This window comes from Pseudomonas sp. PDM27 (genome assembly GCF_019219205.1).
Taxonomy (GTDB): domain Bacteria; phylum Pseudomonadota; class Gammaproteobacteria; order Pseudomonadales; family Pseudomonadaceae; genus Aquipseudomonas; species Aquipseudomonas laurylsulfatiphila.
On sequence record NZ_JAHUWF010000001.1, the window covers coordinates 384,817 to 406,137 of the forward strand.

Sequence of the window (21,321 nt, forward strand, 5' to 3'; positions counted from 1 at the left end):
TCACGTGAACCCTGCATGCACGGTTTCACCACCGTTACCCGGCACCCTACCCCAAGGTGAAAACTGGTAACCCTCCCATCTAGGGAGGGGTGGTGGCGCGGTTTGCCGGTTCAATACCTGGACTTTTGCGAGGATGCCAAGGCGATGCTGCGTTAGTTGAGCAACCCGACTTGCCGCGCCTTGCTCACTGCATCCTCGCGAGAAAAGGCACCCAACTTGCCGAAGATATTCTTCAGGTGCCACTTGATGGTTCCAGGCGAAAGATCGAGGGCCTTGGCGATGCTCTTGGTTGACAGCCCACGGGCCAGATGTTCGACCACTTCAAGCTCACGGGGCGAGAGGATATCGCTGCCAGGCGCAGGCGCTCGACCACCCTCACCTGTCCCGCTCGAGACGCTCTGCGCATCGGCGCCGTGCATCAGACAGTGTTGAATGTAGTCACGCTCCAACGCTGTCAGCGCATCGACACTAAGCGATTGCAGCAGGCGCAGCCCCGCCGCGCCTTCATCAAGAAACACCCGGAACATCCCGTATTCGCAGGCATTGCGCAGTGCCGTGGACAGGTGGCGCTGGGCCTCTTGTGGTTCATGGAGCGCTGTCCTGGCAATGGCGACACGGATTCGCAGCACGGTGGCTGGTTGTAACTGCCCCCACTCCTGACAGACCAGTGCCCAGCTTTCTCCTACTTCGACCGCGCATCGATAGTCGCCTTCGGCCAGGGCCAAGGCCGTGTGTGCCATTGCACAGGCCAGGGGGATCTCCGCCCAGGCACAACCGCGCTTGCCCTGATAAGGCATGGCCAGCGCGCGCAATCTGCGAAACGCCTCGCGCGCGCGGGCCAGATCGTGCTGATGGCAGGCGATACGTATCTGCTCGGCAAAACGCCACGCCTGCAGGCGATCAAGGCCAATGCTTTCGGCGATCTCGCCCAATCGATCGAGGGTGGCGTGGGCCGCCTCCAGCCTGCCCGCAGCACACTGCAAATGCGCCTGGGCAAGGTAGGTATACAAAATGCAGTCAGAGGTCCCCAGGACCTCGGCGACCCCGAAACAGCCTTCAACGTAATCCCCGGCGGCTTCCAGGCTGTTCAAGTGATAGCAGGTCAAGGCCAGGGTGGACTTGATGAAGATGGCGACATCCTGCGCCAGCGACTCGTTGCGCGTCACTTGCACCAGGACACCTTCGAGATCGCGGCGGGCCTGGTTCATATCGCCCTGGACAAAAAAACTGAGGCCACACAGCGCATCGAAAAACGGCCGGGCCCGAGGGCCTTGCGCGCGCCGGAGCAGACCCCGCGTGCTGTAGACCAGATCCCGTACAAACACTGTTCGACCCGCCTTGAGCAATGCCACGCCACCAAGGGTATAGAGCATCAGCAGGTGAAAGTGGCGCTGGCTGGGCGGCTGCGCCATCAAGGGCTCGAGCAGCGCCAGTACAGCTGTCGTATCGTCCCTCCTGAGCAGGTACATGGCCCTCAGCAATTGCAATTCAGTGTCTATTTCCGGCCGGCTGACTTCCGGGTGAGCTTCGATCGAGGCGAGTGTGAGCTCGAATCTCTCCATGCGATTGCAGGTGAGTTCTGCCCAGGCAACCGCCAGGAGCAGGTCAATCTGCTTGGACCAGGCTTCACGCGGCAACTCGTCGGCCAACTGCAGCAGTTGTGCAAAATGCGCGTCACCGATCAACGACCTCGCCGCCCGTGCCAGCAACTGCACGCTGCCCTCAAGATCCCGGGCTGCCTGAGCATGACGAATCGCCTCGACGTACAAACCGTGGTCAGCAAACCATTGGCTGGCGGCATGATTGACCCGAATCACCTCCACAACCGGCAGCTCATTGCGGCGCCGTTGCAGATACCCGGAAAACATCTGGTGGAAACGGAACCACTGCAGGCGACCCTCAAGGTCGATCGGCAACAGGAACAGGTTCTGCTCGAGCAATATGTCAAGCACCGCCGCGTTCTCCGGGCTGCCCGTCAATGCGACGCACAGCTCGCGATTGAATCGTCGGCAGGTCGAAACCTGGACCATGGCAGCGATTTGCCCGGCAGAAAGCACACGACTGATGCAGTCATCCAGGTAGGCATCGAGACCTGATTCATCGATCGCCATGACCATGCCGCCACAGGCTCGCAGGCTCTGTTCAAAGTTACCGCTGTGGCGAAGTGACAGGACACCGATCTGCAGGCCCGCGGCCCAACCGTCCGTCAGCTCATACAGACGTTGTTGCTGCTCGCCGGACAGCTTTTCAAGACCATTGAGCTCAAGCAGACTGAACTGCTCCTCGGCCGTCAGGCGCAAGTCGGCAAAATCAATCTGGGTCAACTGCCCCTTGATGCCGATCGCCAACAGATTGAGCGCCGGACGCTGGCGTGTGGTGATCACCAGATGGAAATTGTCCGGTGCCAGATCGATCAGGCGCTGGATCATCGCCAATGCCGGCTGCGCAGAGAGGAAATGCAGGTCTTCGAGGAAGAGATAAATCGATCGAGGATGCTCGTAGAGCGCGTTGACCAGCAGCGACAGCAACACCTCCAGCGAACGCTGGTCAGTGCGCTCGCTCAGGCCAATGATATCGTCGCCGACAGCCAGGCCCGCGGCCCCCAGGCTGGCGACCAGATACGCCGCCCAGAGCGTCTCGTCGTCGGCACCCAGGTTGCACCAGGCGACGTCCAGCCCCGCACCGATCAAGCGCTGGCGCCATTGCGCCGCCAGCGTGCTCTTGCCACTGCCCGCAGGCCCCAGGATCAAGGTCAACTTGCGCTCGCGCCCTGCCTCGATCAGTTCCAGCAGACGCTCGCGCGGCAGCGACCGGGGATCGATTCGGGGCGGCGACCATTTGGTGCGGATGAGTATCGTGTTGGAGGATTTCATAAGGCTAGCGAACCAATGAACTGCTCATGTCACGCTTGATGAATTCTAGCGCGCTGCCGTTCCTGCGCGAGGAAGGACGAGATGATCGGTGCAACGGTTTGCGCCCGGGCCACCAGGAACAGATGGCCATCGCCGATCACATGCAATTGCGAATTGGGAATGCGCCTGGCCAGCAGGCGCATGTTGGGCAGCGGAATGATCGGGTCGTCATCGCCGGCCAGAATCAGGGTCGGTTGATGGATCCGATGCAGCCAGTGGATGCTGGTCCAGCCCAGGCCTGCCAGCAGTTGCAGGTAGTAACCGCGCCTGCCGCCGGAGCGCACCTTGCTGGCGAACGCTTGTGCCAGTGCCGGGTCATGGCGAAAAGCGCCGCCATAGATGTCCGGCGCGATCCGCGCGCCGTAGGACGGCTGGATGTAACGGCGCGGAGTGGCCATCCTCCAGAGCACTTTGGGTTTGGCCGGCAGCATCACCATGCCCGCACACGTGGCGGCCAGGATCAGTTTCTTGCAACGCTGCGGAAAATCGTGGGCGAACTGTTGTGCCAGCGCTCCGCCCCAGGACACGCCGATCACGTTGACCTGGCCAACGTCCAGATAATCGAGCATGCGCGAAACCCGTTTCGCCAGGTCAGAAAACCGGTAAGGCAAGCTCGGCAGGGAGGAGCCGCCGACACCGGGCACGTCGAAGGCGATCACTTCCATGTCCGGATCAAGCGCCCGGACGAATGGAAACAAAAGCTCCAGGTTGGCGCCAATGCCATTGAAGACTAGCAATGGCGGCAGATCGGCCTTGCCTGGACGAATGGCAACGCGCAGGTGCCCACCCTCCAGTTCGATGGTGCGATAGACAAAGGGCTGTGACATGTTACGGAGGTTCCTTCTGCGGCGCCGGGCCAAGGGATCTGGAACGTGGACAGGACGGGACGCAAGCGCCCGTCCGGCTACAGCGAGTCAGCGCACGTGCACGTAGGTGCCAGGAGCCGCTTCAGCCGCGACGTAAGCCTTGTTGCCCAGCTTGACGGGGGCCTTCCTGCTCTGACCGGAGCGTGCTTGCAACCAGGCCAGCCAGTGAGTCCACCAGGAGCCGGTCTCTTTACTGGAACCTTCCAGCCAATCCTGGGCATCAACCGGCAGGCTGCTGCCGGTCATGAAGCGGGCCTTGGGGTTACCCGGCGGGTTGAGGATGCTCTGGATATGCCCGCTGTTGGACACCACGAACTCACCCTTCCCGCCGAACAGGTGCATCGAGCGGTAGCAGGCATCCCATGGGGTGATGTGGTCGGTCAGGCCCGCCATGCAATAGAAATCGCTGGTGACCTGCTTGAGATCTATTGGAGTGCCGCAGACCTCCAGGGCGCCGGCACGGACCAACGGGTTGGTCTGGTACATCTCAATGAATTCGCCGTGCAGCGCGGCCGGCAGGTTGGTGGTGTCGTTGTTCCAGTAGAGGACATCGAATGCCGGCGGCTCGTTACCGAGCAGGTAGTTGTTGATCCAGTAGCTCCAGATCAGGTCATTGGGGCGCATCCAGGCGAAGACTTTTGCCAGCTCACGACCTTCCAGCACACCCGCTTGATAGGAACGGCGCTTGGCCGCCTCCAGGGTTTTTTCATCAGCGAACAGCGAGACCTGGGTGTCGGGGCGAATATCGAGCATGCTGACCACCAGGGTGAAGGCATTCACCTTGCTCTCGCCCAGTGCCGCGTAGTGGCCCAAAAGCGATGACATGGTGCTGCCTCCGGAGCACGCTCCGAAGGTGTTCAGATCAGTGCTGCCGGTAATCGCCAGCACTGCGTCGACCGCCTCTTTCAGGGCTTCGACATAGGTGGACAAGCCCCACTCGCGCTGCGCCTTGCCCGGATTGCGCCAGCTCACGGCAAAGGTCTGGATGCCACTGTCGAGGAGGAAACCAATCAGGCTCTTCTGCGGCGCCAAATCAAACAGATAGAACTTGTTGATCTGGGGCGGCACCACCAGCAACGGGCGTTCCAGCACCTGCTCGCTTCGAGGTTTGTACTGAATCAGCTCCAGCACCTCGTTTCGAAACACCACCGCGCCAGGCGTCGTGCCCAGATTGCCGCCCACCTCGAAGGCCGTCTTGTCCACCTGACTGGGCATGCCACCGTTTTCAATCAGATCGCGAGTCAAGTGCGCGAATCCATCCAGAATGCTCTTGCCACCGGTTTCGAAGAAACGCTTGAGGGCCGCAGGGTTGGCCAGGGTGTTGGTCGGCGCCATCGCCTCGGCCAGCAGGTTGATGACGAACTGGCCACGGCTGGCATCCTGATCGCTGAGGTTGCTGCTACTGATCCAGTCGTTCATTTCCCGACACCAGGCCAGGTAAGCCCGCATATAGCGACGATACAGCGGGTTACCCTGCCAGGCTGGCTCATCGAAACGCTTGTCCCCCGCCGCCGGCTTGAGTTCCGAACGGTCGAGCAGGATGTTTTTCAGTTCCATGCCGAACGCAGCCATGTGTCGGGCGCTGTGCACGGGTTGCTTCAACACTTGTTGCAGGACCATGCGAGCGCTGCTGAGTATGTCGCGCCCGCGAGGGCCGAACGCTGGATTCAGGCTCAGCGTGTGCTTGGCGGCTTGCAGGGAGAGCTCTTTATCATTTTTGTCCATTGTGACACCCCATGCTTGACACTAGGCCCCTTGGTGGCTCGGGGCCTTGATCGCTTCGTGGAAGTAGCTCGAATCACAGACAGGCTCACAGGTGACGCGCGTCTTCCTTGAGCATGGCGGCAGCCTTTTCACCGATCATGATGGTCGGCGCGTTGGTATTGCCCCCGGGAATGGTCGGCATGATCGAGGCGTCGGCAATCCGCAGGCCTTCGACACCGCGCACCCGCAGACGCGCATCGACTACGGCCAGCGGGTCACTGTCAGGGCCCATCTTGCAGCTGCCTACCGGGTGATACTGGGTATCCGCGCGACGCCGTATGTCCTGCTCGATCTGCCGGTCGTCATTCCAGTCGACGGGATAGATCAGTTGCGGTCCGAAACGGGCGAAATGGGTGGACTCGAGGATCCGGGCCTGGGTCTTCGCCGCCTGGATCAGCAACTCGATGTCTTCACGCCGATCGAAAAAGCGTGGGTCGATGACCGGCGCGTCGAGCGGATTACGGCTGCGCAGGGTCACGGTGCCTGTGCTTTTCGGGCGCAGTACCTCGATATGGCAGCTGTAGCCATAACCCCAATGCAGGTGACGACCATGGTCGTCGACCACGGCGGTGACGAAAACCATCTGCAGGTCCGGTTTGTCCAGCGCCGGATCGGAGCGCAGGAAGGCGCCGGCCTCGGCGAAATTGGTGGTCAGCATGCCGCTGCGCTTGCTCGCCCACTCCACGGCAGCAGCCGCCAGCTTGACGCTGGAACCCACGGTGAGGCCCAGGCAACCCTCCGGATGACTGACCTTGTACGGCACCGTGTAGTCGATATGATCCTGCAGGTTCTGGCCTACGCCTGGCAGGTCCACCAGCACCGGGATACCCAGCCGCGTCAATTCCTCGGCCGGCCCGATGCCCGACAGCATCAAGGCCTGTGGAGTACCAAAGGCGCCAGCGGCGAGAATCACTTCACGGCGGGCACGCACTTCCTGCACATCCTTGCCGTTGTGGTAACGCACACCCACGCAGCGCTTGCCCTCGAAGATCAGGCTGTGGAACGGAGCATGGAGGAAAAGCTGAAGATTTTTCCGATCAAGGATCGGCCACAGGTAGCCCTTGGCTGCGCTGCACCGTTCTCCGTCCTTCTGGGTCACCTGGTAGCGGAAACAACCGTCCTGCTGGCGACCGTTGTAGTCGTCAGTACGCGCGATGCCCTGCTCCTCGGCGGCGCTCATGAAGACTTCGCACAGAGGGCTCGGCGACTTCAGTTCAGCGACATTCAGCGGGCCGCCAGCGCCATGGAACTCGGTCTCGCCAAAGCGTTCGTTGTGTTCCGACTTCTTGAAATACGGAAGAACCTCCTCATAGCTCCAGCCGGGGTTGCCGAGGTTCTCCCAATGGTCATAGTCCCAGCGATGGCCGCGGACGTAGACCATGCCGTTGATCGAGCTGGACCCGCCCAACGCCTTGCCACGCGGCTGGTAGCCCTTGCGCCCGTTGAGCCCCGGCTGGGGCACGGTTTCGTAGGACCAGTTATGGAAACCTTCGCGCATCATCACCACTACGCCCGGTGGTGCCTGAATCAACACTTTCTTGTCACTGCCACCGGCCTCGAGCAGGCAAACACTGACCTGAGGATCCTCACTGAGGCGCGCCGCCACCGGACAGCCACCCGAGCCGCCACCCACCACCACGTAATCGAACACACTCTGACTCATATCAATCTTCCTCAAGACTTCACATCCGCATCCGGCTTGCCCAGGTAAAACGCCAGCGCCAGGCTCTGCAGCCGGCCGCCAAAGGGTGGATGGAAGAGATGGGTGGGGAACCAGGTTCGCCTCTTGAACACAGTTCGCGCGTGACTGAGCTCGCGAAACCCTTCTTCTGCGTGATAGTTGCCCATACCGGAATTTCCCGTGCCACCGAAAGGAGCACCGTGGTTGAAAGCGTGCCAGCCCCAATCGTTGATGGTCACGCCACCGGAATGGGTCCGTTTGAGCAATCGATCGATGCTCGTCGTGTCGGTTGAAAAAATGTACAGCGCCAGGGGACGTTGACCGCTGTTGATGTGAGCCACCACACCGGTGAGGCTGTCATAACCCAATACCGGCAGCAGCGGACCGAAAATTTCTTCCTGCATCACCCGCATTTCCGGGGTCACACCCGTCAGGATGTGCAACGGCATCCTGCGCCCCGGGGCAACCTCGCCACAGACAATGATCCGGGCGCCCTTGGCCCGCGCATCTTCAAGCAGGCCCTGGAGGCGCTGAAACTGACGATCATCGATGATCGAACTGTAGTCATCGTTAGCGGCAGGCCGCTCGCCGTACAGCGCCTGGAACTGGCGGCGCACTTCGCCGACGAAGCGCTCGATATCGTCCTGGGGAACCAGGGCGTAGTCCGGTGCGATGCAGATCTGCCCGCCATTGGTGCCCTTGCCGTGAACGATACGTCGCGCGGCATCGCTCAGGTTGTAGTCCGCCAGCACCACCGCAGGCGACTTGCCACCCAACTCCAGTGTCACCGGCGTCAGGTTGGCTGCGGCGGCACGCATGACCAGACGCCCGACCCCAGGGGACCCGGTGAAGATGATGTGGTCGAATGGCAGCGAAGAGAAAAAACCCGGGTCTTCAAGCTCACCACCGACCAGGGCCACTTGCGAGTCGTCGAACACCTCTGCCAGCAAACGCTTGAGGACTTCGTTGGTGTGCGGGTTGAACTCGGACATCTTGAGCATCACCCGGTTGCCTGCGGCGAGCGCACTGACCAGACCCGCAACGGCAATGTAAACCGGGAAATTCCATGCCGATATGACCCCCACCACGCCTTTTGCCTGATACTCCACCCACAACTGATTGCCTTTGAACAGCAGCTCTGTGGGGCGTCGGCTTGGCTTCATCCAGCTCCCCAGATGCTTGAGGGTGTGATTGATGTGCAAGATGCAACCCATCAGGTCAAGGAACTTGGTATCGACGGCGGAGCGATGGCCAAAATCGGCGCTCATCGCCGCGACAATGGCGTCCTGGTAACGCCGTAGCTGGGTGCGCAGTGCGATCAGATTGGCCTGGCGCTCAGCCAGCGAGGAATGAGGTTGAGCACGGAAAGCCTCACGCTGGGTATTGAACACGCGGGCCACTCGCTGAACCGCCATTTCCTGGATCATGCCTTGATTCCTCTGAACTGAAGACCACCAACACCCACTGTCGCGTTCAACCATGCAGGTATCGCTGCGTGAGCAGAGGGTATGGCCGTCACTGTGGACTTCAAATAGCCGAAGACATCAAAGCTATTGCACTTGACCTCAGTTGCCGGCCGCCTTGCCTGGCACGACACTCGGGTGAAATCTTCGTCGCGCAAACAAAGATGCCACCCGGAGGTGGCATCGATGGGTTACTACTGTTTCTGCTGCCGCGCGTTCTCTTCAATCTGCGCATCCACCCGCTTGCGTACTTGGTCGATACTGAAGCTGGCGGGTTTCTGGCTGGGCGGGTACTCGACGAAAGTTTGCAGGAACTTCGCGGCTTTCATCGTGGCCACACCAAGCAGGTAGGCGTTCTTGATTATCCAGTCGTAGTACTGATTGGAAACAACGTCCGCCCTTTCATAGGGGTCCATGCGCAAGTTGAAGATCTTCGGCGCCCGCAGACAGACGAAAGGTTCGCTCCAGACCTCGAAACCTCCTGGCTTGCGCTGCTCGCAGAACACCGCCTTCCAGTCACCGAAACGCGACGCGACCAGCACGCCGTCGTCGTTGAAGTAGTAGAACTCCTTGCGCGCACCGCTCTTGGCCTTGCCGGTCAGATAGTCGAGCTGGTTGTAGCCGTCCAGGTGCACCTTGAAGTTCTTGCCCGAAAAATTCGCCCCCTTGAGCAGGCGTTCCTTGACGTCGGTATCACCCGCTACCGCCAGCAAGGTCGGGAACCAGTCGAGACCGGAGAACATTTCAGTGGACACTTCACCCGCCTTGATCTTGCCCGGCCAACGAACCATCGCCGGCACACGGAACCCGCCTTCCCAGTTGGAGTTTTTTTCGTTGCGGAACGGTGTGGTTGCCGCGTCCGGCCAGGAAAACTGATTCGGACCATTGTCGGTGGTGTAGACGACGATGGTGTTGTCGGCGATTTTCAGGTCGTCGAGGGTTTTCAGCAGTTTGCCGACGTCACCGTCGTGCTCGAGCATGCCGTCCGCGTACTCGTTGCCGGGCATGCCACTCTGGCCTTTCATCGAGTCGCGCACATGGGTAAACAGGTGCATGCGGGTGGTGTTCATCCACACGAAAAACGGTTTGTCTGCCTTGGCCTGTTTCTCGATGAACGCCTGGGCGGCGGCGGTGGTTTCGTCGTCGATGGTTTCCATGCGCTTGGCGGTCAGTGCGCCGGTGTCTTCAATCTTGCCATCGGCATAGGAATGGATGACCCCACGCGGTGTGGCGACCTTGACAAAGTCCGGATCATCTTTAGGCCAATTGGCACGCTCGGGTTCTTCTTCGGCATTGAGGTGGTACAGGTTGCCGAAGAACTCGTCAAAACCGTGATTGCTCGGCAGGAACTCATCGCGGTCACCCAGATGGTTCTTGCCGAACTGACCGGTCGAATAGCCCCGAGCCTTGAGTGCCTGCGCAATGGTAATGTCGCGCGCCTGCAGGCCGACTGGTGCACCAGGCATTCCGACTTTGGTCAGGCCCGTACGCAACGGCGTCTGGCCGGTGATGAACGAAGAACGTCCTGCGGTGCAACTGTTCTCCGCGTAGTAGTCAGTGAACATCATGCCTTCGTTGGCAATGCGATCGATGTTCGGTGTTTTGTAGCCGACCACGCCGTGGCTATAGGCACTGATGTTGGTCTGGCCGATATCGTCGCCGAAGATCACCAGAATATTGGGTTTATCCGCCGCCCCGGCTGTCGCCGAAAGGCCTATCAACGAGACGCCCACCAGGGCTATCCGCGACAACCACGCGCGCTTGTCTTTCATGATTTGTCCTTGTTGTTTTGACTGAATGCTTCGGATTGTCCGGACAGCGGTGGCGCTTAGATTCCGGTCAGACCGCCGCTACAGATCAACGTCTGGCCACTGACATAGTCGGACTCGGGGATGCAGAACATGTACACCGAGCCGGCAGCTTCTTGCGGGGTACCGGCACGCCCCAACGGAATGCTGCGCTCGAGCATGGTCATCAGGTCAGGGTTGATGCCGACCTTGATCTCGCGACCTTCGATCTCGGCGGTGGCGTTACCGTCAGCGGTGGCTTCGGTCAGACGAGTCTTGATAAAGCCGTAGGCCACGCAGTTGACGGTGGTGTTCAGGCGCCCCCACTCCTTGGCCAGCGTCATGGTCATGCCGGTGATACCGGCCTTGGCGGTGGAGTAGTTGGCCTGACCGGCATTACCGAACAACCCGGCAACGGAGGAAATGTTCACCACTTTGCGAATGTTACGCAGACCGGCGTCCTGTTCAGCCTTGACCAGGCTGCGGATGACCGGCTGCGCCGCGCGCAGGATGCGAAATGGCGCGGTAAGGTGCACATCGAGCATGGCGTACCACTGCTCGTCAGTCATCTTCTGGATCACGCTGTCCCAGGTGTAGCCAGCGTTGTTGACGATGATGTCCAGCCCCTTGTAATGCTCGACCGCGGTGCCGACGAAGCGCTCGGCGAAGTCAGGCGCCGAAACGCTGCCGATACAGGCAACGGCTTCACCGCCCATGGCCTTGATGGCCTCGACCACTTCCTGAGCCGGCTCGGCGTCAAGGTCATTGACCACCACGCGGGCACCATCGGCTGCCAGCTTCAGGGCGATGGCACGGCCGATTCCACGACCGGAACCGGTAATCAGGGCAACTTTACCTTCGAGTTTCTTGCTCATCTGTCTCTTCCGCAAAAGGTTGAAAAAAGGGGTTAGCCAATGGCGATGGCGATCAACGCGTCGCCGACGATCTTGACTTGGCCGTACTGGTTGACCGTGGCCACTTCGACCCTGGCGCAGCGTTCGCCGTTGACCTCGACGATCTCGGTTACCTGGCCCTTGCAGGTGATGACGTGCCCCAGGTGAGTGATGCCCTGGAAGCGCACGCCAAAGCTGCGCAGCCGGCTTTGCGGCACCCATTGGGTCAGCAGGCGACCCAGCCAGGCCATACTCAACATGCCGTGGGCAAACACGTCCGGCATGCCGGCCTTGCGGGCGAAATCCACGTCGATATGAATCGGGTTGAGGTCGCCCGAGGCGCAACCGAACCGCGCCAGCGTGGTGCGGTCGACCGCCGCCAGCGTCAGGGGTGGCAGCCGGTCACCGACCTTCACGTGTTGCAGTGAATGACTCATGGTCGGGACTCCTCAGTTGCGGACCACGAGCACGGTGCGCAACTCGGCGACCAGCTCGTTTTTGTCGTTGTGGACTTGCGAGGTCTTGACCAGGAACTCCAGCGCACCGTTTTTCTTGTCGAAAATATCGGCGATCCGCGACTTCACGGTGACCGTTTCCCCAGCACACACCGGCTTGTGATAGGTGAAACTCTGTTCACCGTGAAGAATCTTCGCGATCGGGATTTCCAGATCCGCCAGCATGCTGTCCACGGTGCCGGCATCCAGCTCGGCACCGAACAGGAATGTCGGCGGGACCAGCACGTCGCACAAGCCGGCTCCTTGGGCGGCAGCGAGATCGGTGTACAACGGGTCGGTCTCGCCAATGGTCCGGGCGAATGCGCAAAGACGCCCGCGCTCAAGCGTCATCGTGGTGGCGGCCAGTTCGTGGCCGATCCACTTCTTGTCGATCATCCGTCGCCCCTCAGACTTTTTCGTAGAGGGTGACGACGCAGGCGCCGCCCAACCCGAGATTGTGTTGCAGAGCCAGACGCGCGCCGTCTACCTGGCGTGGACCCGCCTCGCCACGCAACTGCTGGACCAGCTCGGTGCACTGGGCCAGGCCGGTGGCGCCCAGTGGATGGCCCTTGGAGAGCAACCCGCCGGAAGGATTGGTGACGAACTTGCCGCCATAAGTGTTATCGCCATCCTCGACAAAGCGCTCCGCCCCGCCGATCGGGCACAGGCCCAGCGACTCGTAGGAGAGCAGCTCGTTCTGTGCGAAACAGTCGTGCAACTCGACGACCTGGATATCTTGCGGACCGACTCCGGCCGCCTCGTAGACCTTCTGCGCGGCCGTGCGGGTCATGCTGAAACCGACCACTTCGCGCATGTCTCTCGCATCGAACGTCCTGGACGTGTCGGTGGTCATGGATTGCGCACGGATGCGCACCGCGCCCTTCAGGCCGTGGCGCTTGAGAAAGTCCTCCGAACAGAGGATCGCCGCCCCGGCGCCGCAGGTCGGCGGGCAAGCCATCAGGCGCGTCAGCACGCCGGGCCAGACGGCGGGCGAGTTCATCACGTCTTCGGCGCTGACGACGTTACGGAACAACGCCATCGGGTTGTTGGCGGCATGGCGGCTGGCTTTGGCGCGGATCTTGGCAAAGGTTTCCAGGCGGGTGCCGAACTCCTGCATGTGCGCCAGGCCAGCGCCACCGAAGTAGCGCAGTGCGAGCGGGATGCCGGCGTGCCCGACCAACTCATCGGTGGCCAGGTCGAAGCGCTCGAAGGGGCTGGGGCGGTCGCCAAAGAGCGTGCCCAGCGCACCCGGGCTCATTTGCTCAAAACCCAGGGCCAGGGCACACTCCGCCGAACCGCCGCTGACTGCCTGGTTGGCCAGGAACAGCGCGCTGGAACCGGTGGAACAGTTGTTGTTGACGTTGACCACCGGGATTCCGGTCATGCCGACTTCGTATAGCGCGCGCTGGCCTGCTGTGGAGTCACCATAGACGTAACCGACGTAGGCCTGCTCTACCTGCGCGTAACCCACGCCGGCATCGACCATCGCGGCACGCAAGGCGGCAGCGGCCATTTGCGGATAGGGCGCGTTGGCGCCCGGCTTGACGAAAGGGATCATGCCGACCCCAATCACATAGACATTGCGACTCATAGCGGCTTTCCTGAATTTAAGTTGCGGCACGGTGTGACTTTGTGGGCTTAATGTGATGGCCGTGCGCAAAACCGCCAATGTCATGGCGCCGCAAATGACTTGCAGAATCCACCAATGTCGAATCCAACCCCCGTTACCTTCGCCTCCGTTTTCGTCTCCTCCCTGCTCGCCGCAGCCCGTGATCGCGGCTACGAGATCGAGGGTTTTCTACGCGACGCAGGGATCGATCCACAGCAGCCTCAGGACTTGGACCACCACGTCACCGTCGACCAGTACGTTGCGCTGCTGCGCAAGACCATCAAGGGTCTCGATGACGAAGGCATCGCGCTGTTTTCGCGAAAATTGCGCCGCGGCAGCTTCATGCTGATGATGCGTTCAGCCCTGACCGGCGACACTCTGTACGGCGCCCTGCGGGAATTCACCCACACCCTGCGGCTCCTGCAAGACGACCTTGACCCGGTGCTGCTGGACGACGGTCGGCACGTAAGGGTCGAACTGCACTTCCTCACCACTCAGGTCGAGTCCCGCGATTTCGCCCACGTGCTGTTTCTGCGACTGATCTGGCGCGTCATGGCCTGGCTGGAAGGCGGGAGCCTGCGCCCCGCTGGTATCGACGTGGCATTCACACAACCTGAATCGGTTGGCGACTACCGCAAGCTCTTCCCTACGGAACTGCGCTTCGGCACAGCCTTCTCGACTATCTGGTTCGACTCCCAGGCACTGCAGGCCCCCGTGCGCCGTGACAGTTCTCATCTGCATGAATACCTGGCCAAGGCCCTGCTCGACCTTCTGGTGCCCGCCATACCCGCACGCGTCAGCGATCGGGTGCGGGTTTATCTGCGTGAAGAACGCGCGCGCCATAGCGGCTGGCCAGACCTTGAACAGACCAGTGCCGCCCTGCACTGCTCGGCCAGTTCATTGCAACGTCACCTGGCTCAGGAAGGCGCCTCTTTCCAGAACATCCGCGATAGCCTGCGCCGCGACTGGGCGATCTACCGACTGAAAACCAGCAAGCTGCCGACACCGGTGCTGGCCGAGGAACTTGGCTTCGCCGACAGCGCCAGTTTCCAGCGCGCCTTCAAGCGCTGGACCGGCCAGACCCCGGGCCAGGTTCGCAAGGGCAACTGACAGATTGAGGTCAAGTGCAACAGCTTTGGGGCCAGCGGCTATGTGCGCTCACGGCCCCTCGTTCTAGGCTCGCATTTCGCACGCTGCCATCGGTGGCGAAGCCCAAAATTGCGGAGACCGAGCTTATGCTGCCCCAACTGCACCAACATTCCTGGATGGATAGCGACATCGAGGCCTATCGCGACCAGGTACGTCGCTACATCGCCAATGAGATGACACCGCACAACGATGCCTGGCGCGAGCAGGGCTACGTGCCACGCGAGATCTGGCAGGGCTTTGGCGAGATGGGCTTCCTGCTGCCGGAGATCAGTGAGGAATACGGCGGTGCCGGCGCGCCGCTGTCCTATCAACTGGTCGCCCTGGATGAACTGGCTCGCGCCGGAATGCCGCCCAGTACTGCGGTGCACTCCATCGCCACCCACTACATCCTCGACTACGGTACCGAAGAGCAGAAGCAAAAATGGATTCCCCGCCTGGCCAGCGGCGAGCTCTTCGCCGCCATCGCCATGACCGAACCCGATTGCGGCTCCGACCTCAAGACCCTGCGCACACGCGCCCGTCGTGATGGCGACGAGTACGTGATCGACGGTTCCAAGACCTTCATCACCAACGGCTACAGCGGCAACCTGGTGGTGATCGCCGTGCGCACTTCCGACGATGGCGCCAAGGGTATTTCACTGGTGGTGATCGAGACCGGGAACCTCAAGGGCTACGGCGTCAACAAGCTGAAAAAGATCGGCCTGCATGGCTCGGACACATGCGAAATGTTTTTCGACAGCGTGCGCGTACCGGTCGCCAATCTGCTCGGCCCGGTCGAAGGCAACGGGTTCATCCAGCTGATGAGCCAACTTTGCTATGAACGCATGTTGCTGGCTGTGCCCGCCGTGGCGGTCATGGAGCGTGCGCTGGAACTGGCCACGGACTACGCCAAGGAACGCCGGATGTTCGGCCAGAAACTGTTCGACCTGCAGAACACCAAGTTCAAGCTGGCCGAGTGTGCCACCATCACCCACATCGCCCGCACATTCGTCAACGACTGTACCCAGCGCCTGCTCGACGGCAAGCTCGATCCTCAAGCCGCCTACATGGCCAAGTTGTGGTGCAGCGATATGCAGTGCAAGGTCACCGACGAACTGCTGCAACTGTTCGGTGGTTACGGGTATATGGACGAATACCCTATCGCCCGGATGTTTGTCGATTCGCGCGTACAAAAGATCTATGGCGGTGCCAATGAAGTCATGAAGGACCTGATCGCTCGTCAGCTGTAGGTCTGGGCTGCGCCTTCTACTTTTGCAGTCGCCCCTCCCTGGTGCCTGCTTCTTTCTTGAATGAAAAGCCCGCTCATCGAAGCGGGCATCTTCTGTTGTTGCCTCCCTCCTCCTGCTCCGAAAGCCAACACTCCCGACCGACGCAGTTGCTCCAGCCTCTCTTCAACGGTTGCTTCACCGTTTAGCGTTTTCCAGGTACGGCAATTTATGCCACGGATAACCCTTCGCGCTGAGTTGAAAGGCGTAATCGAACAAACGCTTCATGTACTCGCCATCGAATTTCCGATCGTGCGCAAAGTTGAAGTCGGAGCCGATGTACGCAAGATTAAAGTCCGCCCCATCCTGTTGCGCCATACGGTAGATACGCTCCAGGTCGCTGATCCCCTGGGTTTGAATCAAGGCACTGATGGCTCGGCCGCCGATGCTCAATGTACGGCGCTTGGTCCCGGACCACTGCGGCTCCAGTGTCCCGTTACGAATGACATAGAAATGACGGTCGAATCGCAGCGGTGCTCCGGTGGCTTTGCTCAGCGCCATCACGGTGCTGGGTGGGTAAAGAAACACTTGGGTGATGACCCCTCCGTCCACGTGCATTTCCTGGAACTGTTTGCCGTCAACATCCACATCAATCATGACGGGTGAGACTGCACCGGGAATGCTCATTGACGCGAGCATGATGTTGCGAAAGAGGTCGAGCGCTCCCGGTGCCTGGCTTGCGGCAATCGCGCCCATGTTCCAGGTGACGGGCCGACCCGAATCGAGGTCGGTTGTGCCGATCAGCAGGATTCGTCCTTTGGCGTACTCCGTCGCAATGGCCTCAAGAGTCTGTGCAGTGACGTATTTTGCGATGAGCCGCGACAGTGGCTTGCTGTCCGCTATACCGTCGCTGGCAAAACGGGTTAATACGTTTCGCGAATGAAAAATGTCTTTGGGGCCGATTGCGTTGGAGACATACCGAATCACGCTGTCGTAATCGGACCCCAGGTAAGCGAACGGGGCGACCAGGGCACCCGCGCTGATGCCGGTGACGACCTTGAACCGGGGGCGAGTCCCGTGCGTTGTCCATCCCGCAATCAGTCCCGCTGCGAAGGCGCCCGCATCGCCACCACCGGAAACCGCCAGCATATTGGCCAGCGGCAGGATATGGTTCGGCTTCCCGGCCTTGGCGAGCTCCTCGCTCTCACGCTTGTTGGACTGAACCGCATCCTCAATGAAAGGCGTCAGGTCGTGGTCCAGCCTGTAGCGAGCATTGGGAATGCCGGGGATGATCGCTTTTTCCGTCAAGGTTGGCGGAACAGCGTCACGACGTGGCAGACACGCTTGAAGAAACATGTCCAGGGTTGAGGCGCCTGGTCTGAGCGGGAATGGTTTCAAAGCGCGTCTCCAGCCCTTGCCGTCGTCAGCAAGCGCTCATCATCCCCGAGAGAGTCCCTACCCCTGGTGCTCGAGATGACTACACGCCAGCCCCGCCTGCGGCACTTCATTCGAACGCCGGGCTGCTCATTCTGCGCTCCTTTACCTGATAAAAAAACTCATTGGCCGCGCGCGCCAGGTTTTATGCGAAAGCTGTTGGACTCACCAGGTCAAGGGGCTGAGCGTAATATTCAACAAGCCGGGTTGGAGCGTCTGATGAAAGAGCATGGTTTCAATAACCAGCAGAAGAGCTACCAGAACTTCTAGCTCGCGAGTGACAACCCACTATTAGAACAGGACATTGTATTTATTGCTGGCGATATTCAGTGTTGCCATAACCCTGACGGAACTATCAGCGTATAACTTCTGGATAACACCATCATATACACAGAGCACAACCCCTTCACTCGACACGTATGAACTTCCGTTATCCACCAGCATCAAGTTGTGCACGCCGTAACTACGAGTGATATCGGGCTTGAGCTCGTTGCAAATGGCCAGATGATCAGGTTCGCCAGCAATGGCGATAAGGGGTGCAAGCAGGGTCAACAGAATGAGTGACTTTTTCACTTTGGCTCGCCTTAACGCACATTTAGTTTGAATCTGACAGGCTCGGCATTCAGCAATACTGCAGACACAACAGGCACATGAATATATATTTCCACCCGGGTGTCGGAGCAAATGCAAGATACCCGTGATTAGCTGCCTTAAAGTTCATGGCGCCGAATGGTAATTTTGGCCTGACTACCTGTCAATATGCGATATCTGCTAGCTTTTTATGCAGCATCGAATTCCATCAAACATAAAAACCGACTGTTTAACTATTGGAAAACCAATAATAAAGCCGACAAGCCAACTAGGTTAATGCTGAACTTCAATCGTTAAGATCAGCGATATGCAAGGCACCCAGGTTCTCTCGCGCTTGCAACCGCTCCGGTGGTGCCGCTCATCGAGAAGCGTGCTGCCCGAGCTCCTGGGCAAGTCCGATGAGAATGCCTTCGGGGCCCCGGATGTAGCACAGACGATACATCTCCTCGTACCGGACCACTTTGCCGACGAGCTCTGCGCCATATTTGTGGAGCCTGGCGAGTGTGTCGTCGATGTCTTCCACAGTGAACATGACTCGCAGGTAACCGAGCGCGTTCACCGGGGCGCGGCGGTGATCGGCCACCACGGGGGGTGCGAGGAATCGGGAAATTTCGAGCCGGCTGTGACCGTCCGGCGTGCGCATCATGGCAATCTCGACGCGCATGTCGCGCAATCCTGTGACGCCATCTGCCCAGTCGCCCTCAATGGGGGCGCGCCCTTCGAGCTCAAGGCCCAGCTCGGTGAAAAACTCAATGACAACGTCGATGTCTTCTACAACGATGCCGATGTTGTCCATGCGCTTGACCGTCATGGTGTCTCCCTGGCGCTTGAAGGGGCCCGACGCCCGGCCTGAGGCATGCTCACGCCCTCCCCAGGCGTGAGCATGCGTCGATCACTCAGGTAAAGGCGAAGTCCGACTCGGTGATGGCGGCCTGTGGCACGCCGCTCAAGGTGATGGTTCCCACCCCCGGTTGGCCCGTGACGCTGATGATGGCCTCGCCGAACTGTTCTCCAATGGTGAGGTTGGCGAAGGTCAGACCGCTGGTGCTCAGGTCGATCAGGTCAGTGCCGTCCTCGAAGTCGGCGATGGTGTCCGTTCCCCAGAGGGCGCCGAACTGGAACCTGTCTGCATCGAGGCCGGGTTCGAACTGGGCGCTGCCGACCATGAAGTCATCCGCCGCGCTGCCCACCAGCCGGTCGTCCCCCGTGCCACCAATCATGAAGGCGCCTGCGCTGCCCGATTGCAGTGTGTCGTTGCCTTCATTGCCCTCAAGGGTCGTCTGGAAGGCGAACGCGGCGCTGCTGCCGATCACCAGGTCGTTGCCGGCTCCACCGAAGGCACTGCCAAAATCCTCGATGGTGAGCGTGTCGTTACCCTCACCGCCGAACAGATTATCCAGGCCTGCGCCGCTGAGCAGCACGTCGTCACCCGTACCGCCATCGAGCAGGTCCTCACCTGCCTGGCCGAACAACTGGTCGTTGCCGCCGAGGCCGAAGATCTTGTCGTCGCCATCGGTGCCGACAATGATGTCGTTGCCATCGGTGCCCGCCGTGACGAACTCGGTATTGTTACCGAAGTCGCCCACCGTGAAGTTGTTGACGCCGAGGAACTTCGCCGTGAAGTCGGTGTTGTCGAGCCGGCCGTTGTCATCGTCGTCCGCTATCAGCCAGGTGTTGCCCTGGCGGACCGTGTAGAACAGATCGGTGATGCCGTTTCCGCCGCCGACCAGTACCGCGCCAAGCTGTGGATTGAGCGTGACCTGGCCACGAAATACGAACTCATCGTTCAGCTCGAGCGTATCGCCCCCGGCCACACCGGCGCCCTGGAAGTCCTGGACCGTATCGAAGGTCGCAAAGGTCGAGCTCGGGTTGAACGAGCCGAGGAAGAACTCGAACTCGTCATTGCCGGCGCCGCCGTTCAACTGGTCTGCCCCGGCGTCGCCTTCGAGCGCGTCGTCACCATTGCCGCCGAACAACTGGTCGTTGCCGGCATCGCCGAACAGTTCGTCGTTGCCGTCTTCGCCGAAGATCTGGTCGTTACCCTCGCCGCCAAAGAAGTCGTCGTTACCGACACCGCCGAACAACTGGTCGTTACCGGCATCGCCGTCGAGGGTATCGTTGCCGGCACCACCATTGACGATGTCAGTGCCGTTGCCGCCGGAAAGCGTCGTGTCATTGCCTGCGCCACCATCAATGATGTCGTTGCCGTCGCCCCCCGTGATGAGGTCGCGGTCATCGTCACCGTTGAGGATGTCATTGCCCAGCCCCCCGGTAAGCCGGTCGATTCCCGCGCCACCGTTGAGGATGTCGTTGCCGGCGCCGCCGTCGACGATGTCATTGCCGTTGCCGGCGTTGACCACGTCGTTGCCACCGAGCGCGAAGATTGTATCGGCGTCCGGGGTGCCGTTGATCACATCACCGCCTTCGGTGCCACGCACGACGAAGGCCGTGGTGCCGAAATCGGCTCTTGTGAGGTTGTGCTGTCCCGTCAACTGTACGGAGAAGTCACTGGCGTCGAGCACGCCATTGTCGTTGGAGTCCGCGAACAGCAGCGTGCTGGCGGCACCTACTGCATAGAACACCTCGGTAAAGCCGTTGCCGCCGAAACCGAGCGAAGCGCCCAGCGTCGGCACCGTGGGGCGAGCCCCCTCGAAAACCAGGCGGTTACTCGCGGAGAGAAGCAGGTTGTCACCACCGGCAACGCCGGCCCCCTGGAAGTCGGTCACTGTGTCGCGGGCGAGCGAAGTGGAATCAGCGCCACTGCCGACGAACCAGTTGAAAGCGTCATTATCCGCGCCCCCGGTCAGGGTATCGGCCCCGACATTGCCCGTGAGACTGTCGAGTCCGGCGCCACCGCGAAGGAGGTCATCGCCGTCACCACCGACGAGTTGATCGTTGCCGTCCCCCCCTTCTATCGTGTCGTTGCCTCCGTCACCCAGGATAAAGTCGTCGCCACCCAGGCCGAAGATCTGATCAGCCTCCGGGTTGCCAAATATGAAGTCGCCTTGTTCAGTCCCATTGATAACAGCCATGGTACTACCCTCCATTAAAGGAAATGGTAAGCGTTAACTGCGTTACAGCGGGTTGAGGAAATTAGACAAACCCAAGGGGTCACAAGTGCGCCATTTGGGCCTCACCGTTTATCGCGAATGCAGACGGGTGTACTGGAGCCTTCGCCAACCTTCCAACGCCGACACATGGCTGGCTCTGGGGTTCCAGGGCAGGAAGGCTTGAAAAGCTGCTATCCCCCGGCGAATGGAAGAAACATTAGGAAACACTAAAGGCTTCCCCCGGCGTGAACTTTGACAAGAGCCGCACACCTGCTCACTTTTTCAATGCACGATTTCACTCTCTTTTCACCGACCAGTGGTGCAAAAAGTGGTATGAAATTCGCTAATCTCCGACGTCATCATGATTATCAGTAACAAGCACAAATCGGCATGATGGCCAATTGTAGGCTTTGTACCAAAGCT

The 21,321-nt window shown here is 60.3% G+C and carries 16 protein-coding genes; 2 read left to right on the forward strand and 14 right to left on the reverse strand.

Annotation, left to right across the window (positions count from 1 at the left end):
• Nucleotides 1-152: 152 nt before the first annotated feature.
• The 10 genes from KW838_RS01840 to KW838_RS01885 form a co-directional block, all read right to left on the reverse strand.
• A complete protein-coding gene (locus tag KW838_RS01840) occupies nucleotides 153-2,873 on the reverse strand; it encodes a LuxR C-terminal-related transcriptional regulator (RefSeq protein ID WP_218500155.1) in 2,721 nt (906 codons plus the stop codon).
• 29 nt (nucleotides 2,874-2,902) lie between these two features.
• Nucleotides 2,903-3,739 carry a poly(3-hydroxyalkanoate) depolymerase gene (phaZ, locus tag KW838_RS01845; protein ID WP_218500156.1) on the reverse strand — a complete coding sequence of 279 codons (837 nt, stop codon included), beginning with the start codon at nucleotides 3,737-3,739 and terminating at the stop codon, nucleotides 2,903-2,905.
• Between the two features lie 87 nt (nucleotides 3,740-3,826).
• Complete coding sequence (gene phaC / locus KW838_RS01850; RefSeq protein WP_218500157.1) at nucleotides 3,827-5,503, reverse strand: class II poly(R)-hydroxyalkanoic acid synthase; 1,677 nt, start codon at nucleotides 5,501-5,503, stop codon at nucleotides 3,827-3,829.
• Nucleotides 5,504-5,588: 85 nt separating this feature from the next.
• Entirely contained in the window at nucleotides 5,589-7,205 is a 1,617-nt protein-coding gene (locus tag KW838_RS01855) for a GMC family oxidoreductase (protein WP_218500158.1), read from the reverse strand.
• A gap of 11 nt (nucleotides 7,206-7,216) precedes the next feature.
• A complete protein-coding gene (locus KW838_RS01860) occupies nucleotides 7,217-8,650 on the reverse strand; it encodes a coniferyl aldehyde dehydrogenase (RefSeq protein ID WP_218500159.1) in 1,434 nt (477 codons plus the stop codon).
• Between the two features lie 230 nt (nucleotides 8,651-8,880).
• Complete coding sequence (locus KW838_RS01865; RefSeq protein WP_218500160.1) at nucleotides 8,881-10,458, reverse strand: arylsulfatase; 1,578 nt, start codon at nucleotides 10,456-10,458, stop codon at nucleotides 8,881-8,883.
• A 56-nt stretch (nucleotides 10,459-10,514) separates the two neighbouring features.
• Entirely contained in the window at nucleotides 10,515-11,348 is an 834-nt protein-coding gene (locus tag KW838_RS01870; protein WP_008059174.1) for an SDR family NAD(P)-dependent oxidoreductase, read from the reverse strand.
• A gap of 32 nt (nucleotides 11,349-11,380) precedes the next feature.
• On the reverse strand, nucleotides 11,381-11,803 hold the full coding sequence (locus KW838_RS01875) for a MaoC family dehydratase (protein ID WP_095967153.1): 423 nt from the start codon (nucleotides 11,801-11,803) through the stop codon (nucleotides 11,381-11,383).
• A gap of 12 nt (nucleotides 11,804-11,815) precedes the next feature.
• The gene (locus KW838_RS01880; RefSeq protein ID WP_007973380.1) at nucleotides 11,816-12,256 is read right to left on the reverse strand and encodes a MaoC family dehydratase N-terminal domain-containing protein; all 441 of its coding nucleotides are present in this window, start codon (nucleotides 12,254-12,256) and stop codon (nucleotides 11,816-11,818) included.
• A 10-nt stretch (nucleotides 12,257-12,266) separates the two neighbouring features.
• Nucleotides 12,267-13,451 (reverse strand): lipid-transfer protein, encoded by a 1,185-nt coding sequence (locus KW838_RS01885; protein WP_218500161.1) that lies wholly within the window; start codon nucleotides 13,449-13,451, stop codon nucleotides 12,267-12,269.
• A 114-nt stretch (nucleotides 13,452-13,565) separates the two neighbouring features.
• On the opposite strand from KW838_RS01885, the gene KW838_RS01890 reads away from it, so the two are divergent.
• The gene (locus KW838_RS01890; protein WP_218500162.1) at nucleotides 13,566-14,579 is read left to right on the forward strand and encodes an AraC family transcriptional regulator; all 1,014 of its coding nucleotides are present in this window, start codon (nucleotides 13,566-13,568) and stop codon (nucleotides 14,577-14,579) included.
• A 125-nt stretch (nucleotides 14,580-14,704) separates the two neighbouring features.
• The gene (locus KW838_RS01895; RefSeq protein WP_218500163.1) at nucleotides 14,705-15,847 is read left to right on the forward strand and encodes an acyl-CoA dehydrogenase family protein; all 1,143 of its coding nucleotides are present in this window, start codon (nucleotides 14,705-14,707) and stop codon (nucleotides 15,845-15,847) included.
• Between the two features lie 174 nt (nucleotides 15,848-16,021).
• Here KW838_RS01895 and KW838_RS01900 read toward each other — a convergent pair whose 3' ends face one another.
• The 4 genes from KW838_RS01900 to KW838_RS01915 all read right to left on the reverse strand — a co-directional run bounded on the left by KW838_RS01900 (nucleotide 16,022) and on the right by KW838_RS01915 (nucleotide 20,880).
• Nucleotides 16,022-17,221, reverse strand: a complete 1,200-nt coding sequence (locus KW838_RS01900; RefSeq protein WP_218500164.1) for a patatin-like phospholipase family protein — start codon at nucleotides 17,219-17,221, stop codon at nucleotides 16,022-16,024.
• Nucleotides 17,222-17,548: 327 nt separating this feature from the next.
• The gene (locus KW838_RS01905) at nucleotides 17,549-17,830 is read right to left on the reverse strand and encodes a hypothetical protein (RefSeq protein ID WP_218500165.1); all 282 of its coding nucleotides are present in this window, start codon (nucleotides 17,828-17,830) and stop codon (nucleotides 17,549-17,551) included.
• A 376-nt stretch (nucleotides 17,831-18,206) separates the two neighbouring features.
• Nucleotides 18,207-18,659, reverse strand: coding sequence for a VOC family protein (locus tag KW838_RS01910; RefSeq protein WP_218500166.1), 453 nt, complete (start codon nucleotides 18,657-18,659; stop codon nucleotides 18,207-18,209).
• An 85-nt stretch (nucleotides 18,660-18,744) separates the two neighbouring features.
• On the reverse strand, nucleotides 18,745-20,880 hold the full coding sequence (locus KW838_RS01915; protein WP_218500167.1) for a calcium-binding protein: 2,136 nt from the start codon (nucleotides 20,878-20,880) through the stop codon (nucleotides 18,745-18,747).
• Between the last annotated feature and the right edge of the window lie 441 nt (nucleotides 20,881-21,321).

Excerpts from the sequence above, each read along its gene's own strand:
- KW838_RS01875 (WP_095967153.1), bottom strand. The coding sequence starts at position 11,803 with ATGAGTCATTCACTGCAACACGTGAAGGTCGGTGACCGGCTGCCACCC.
- KW838_RS01890 (WP_218500162.1), top strand. The coding sequence starts at position 13,566 with ATGTCGAATCCAACCCCCGTTACCTTCGCCTCCGTTTTCGTCTCCTCC.
- KW838_RS01860 (WP_218500159.1), bottom strand. The coding sequence starts at position 8,650 with ATGATCCAGGAAATGGCGGTTCAGCGAGTGGCCCGCGTGTTCAATACC.
- KW838_RS01880 (WP_007973380.1), bottom strand. The coding sequence starts at position 12,256 with ATGATCGACAAGAAGTGGATCGGCCACGAACTGGCCGCCACCACGATG.
- phaZ (WP_218500156.1), bottom strand. The coding sequence starts at position 3,739 with ATGTCACAGCCCTTTGTCTATCGCACCATCGAACTGGAGGGTGGGCAC.
- KW838_RS01895 (WP_218500163.1), top strand. The coding sequence starts at position 14,705 with ATGCTGCCCCAACTGCACCAACATTCCTGGATGGATAGCGACATCGAG.
- KW838_RS01870 (WP_008059174.1), bottom strand. The coding sequence starts at position 11,348 with ATGAGCAAGAAACTCGAAGGTAAAGTTGCCCTGATTACCGGTTCCGGT.
- KW838_RS01885 (WP_218500161.1), bottom strand. The coding sequence starts at position 13,451 with ATGAGTCGCAATGTCTATGTGATTGGGGTCGGCATGATCCCTTTCGTC.
- KW838_RS01910 (WP_218500166.1), bottom strand. The coding sequence starts at position 18,659 with ATGACGGTCAAGCGCATGGACAACATCGGCATCGTTGTAGAAGACATC.
- KW838_RS01915 (WP_218500167.1), bottom strand. The coding sequence starts at position 20,880 with ATGGCTGTTATCAATGGGACTGAACAAGGCGACTTCATATTTGGCAAC.
- phaC (WP_218500157.1), bottom strand. The coding sequence starts at position 5,503 with ATGGACAAAAATGATAAAGAGCTCTCCCTGCAAGCCGCCAAGCACACG.
- KW838_RS01840 (WP_218500155.1), bottom strand. The coding sequence starts at position 2,873 with ATGAAATCCTCCAACACGATACTCATCCGCACCAAATGGTCGCCGCCC.
- KW838_RS01855 (WP_218500158.1), bottom strand. The coding sequence starts at position 7,205 with ATGAGTCAGAGTGTGTTCGATTACGTGGTGGTGGGTGGCGGCTCGGGT.
- KW838_RS01865 (WP_218500160.1), bottom strand. The coding sequence starts at position 10,458 with ATGAAAGACAAGCGCGCGTGGTTGTCGCGGATAGCCCTGGTGGGCGTC.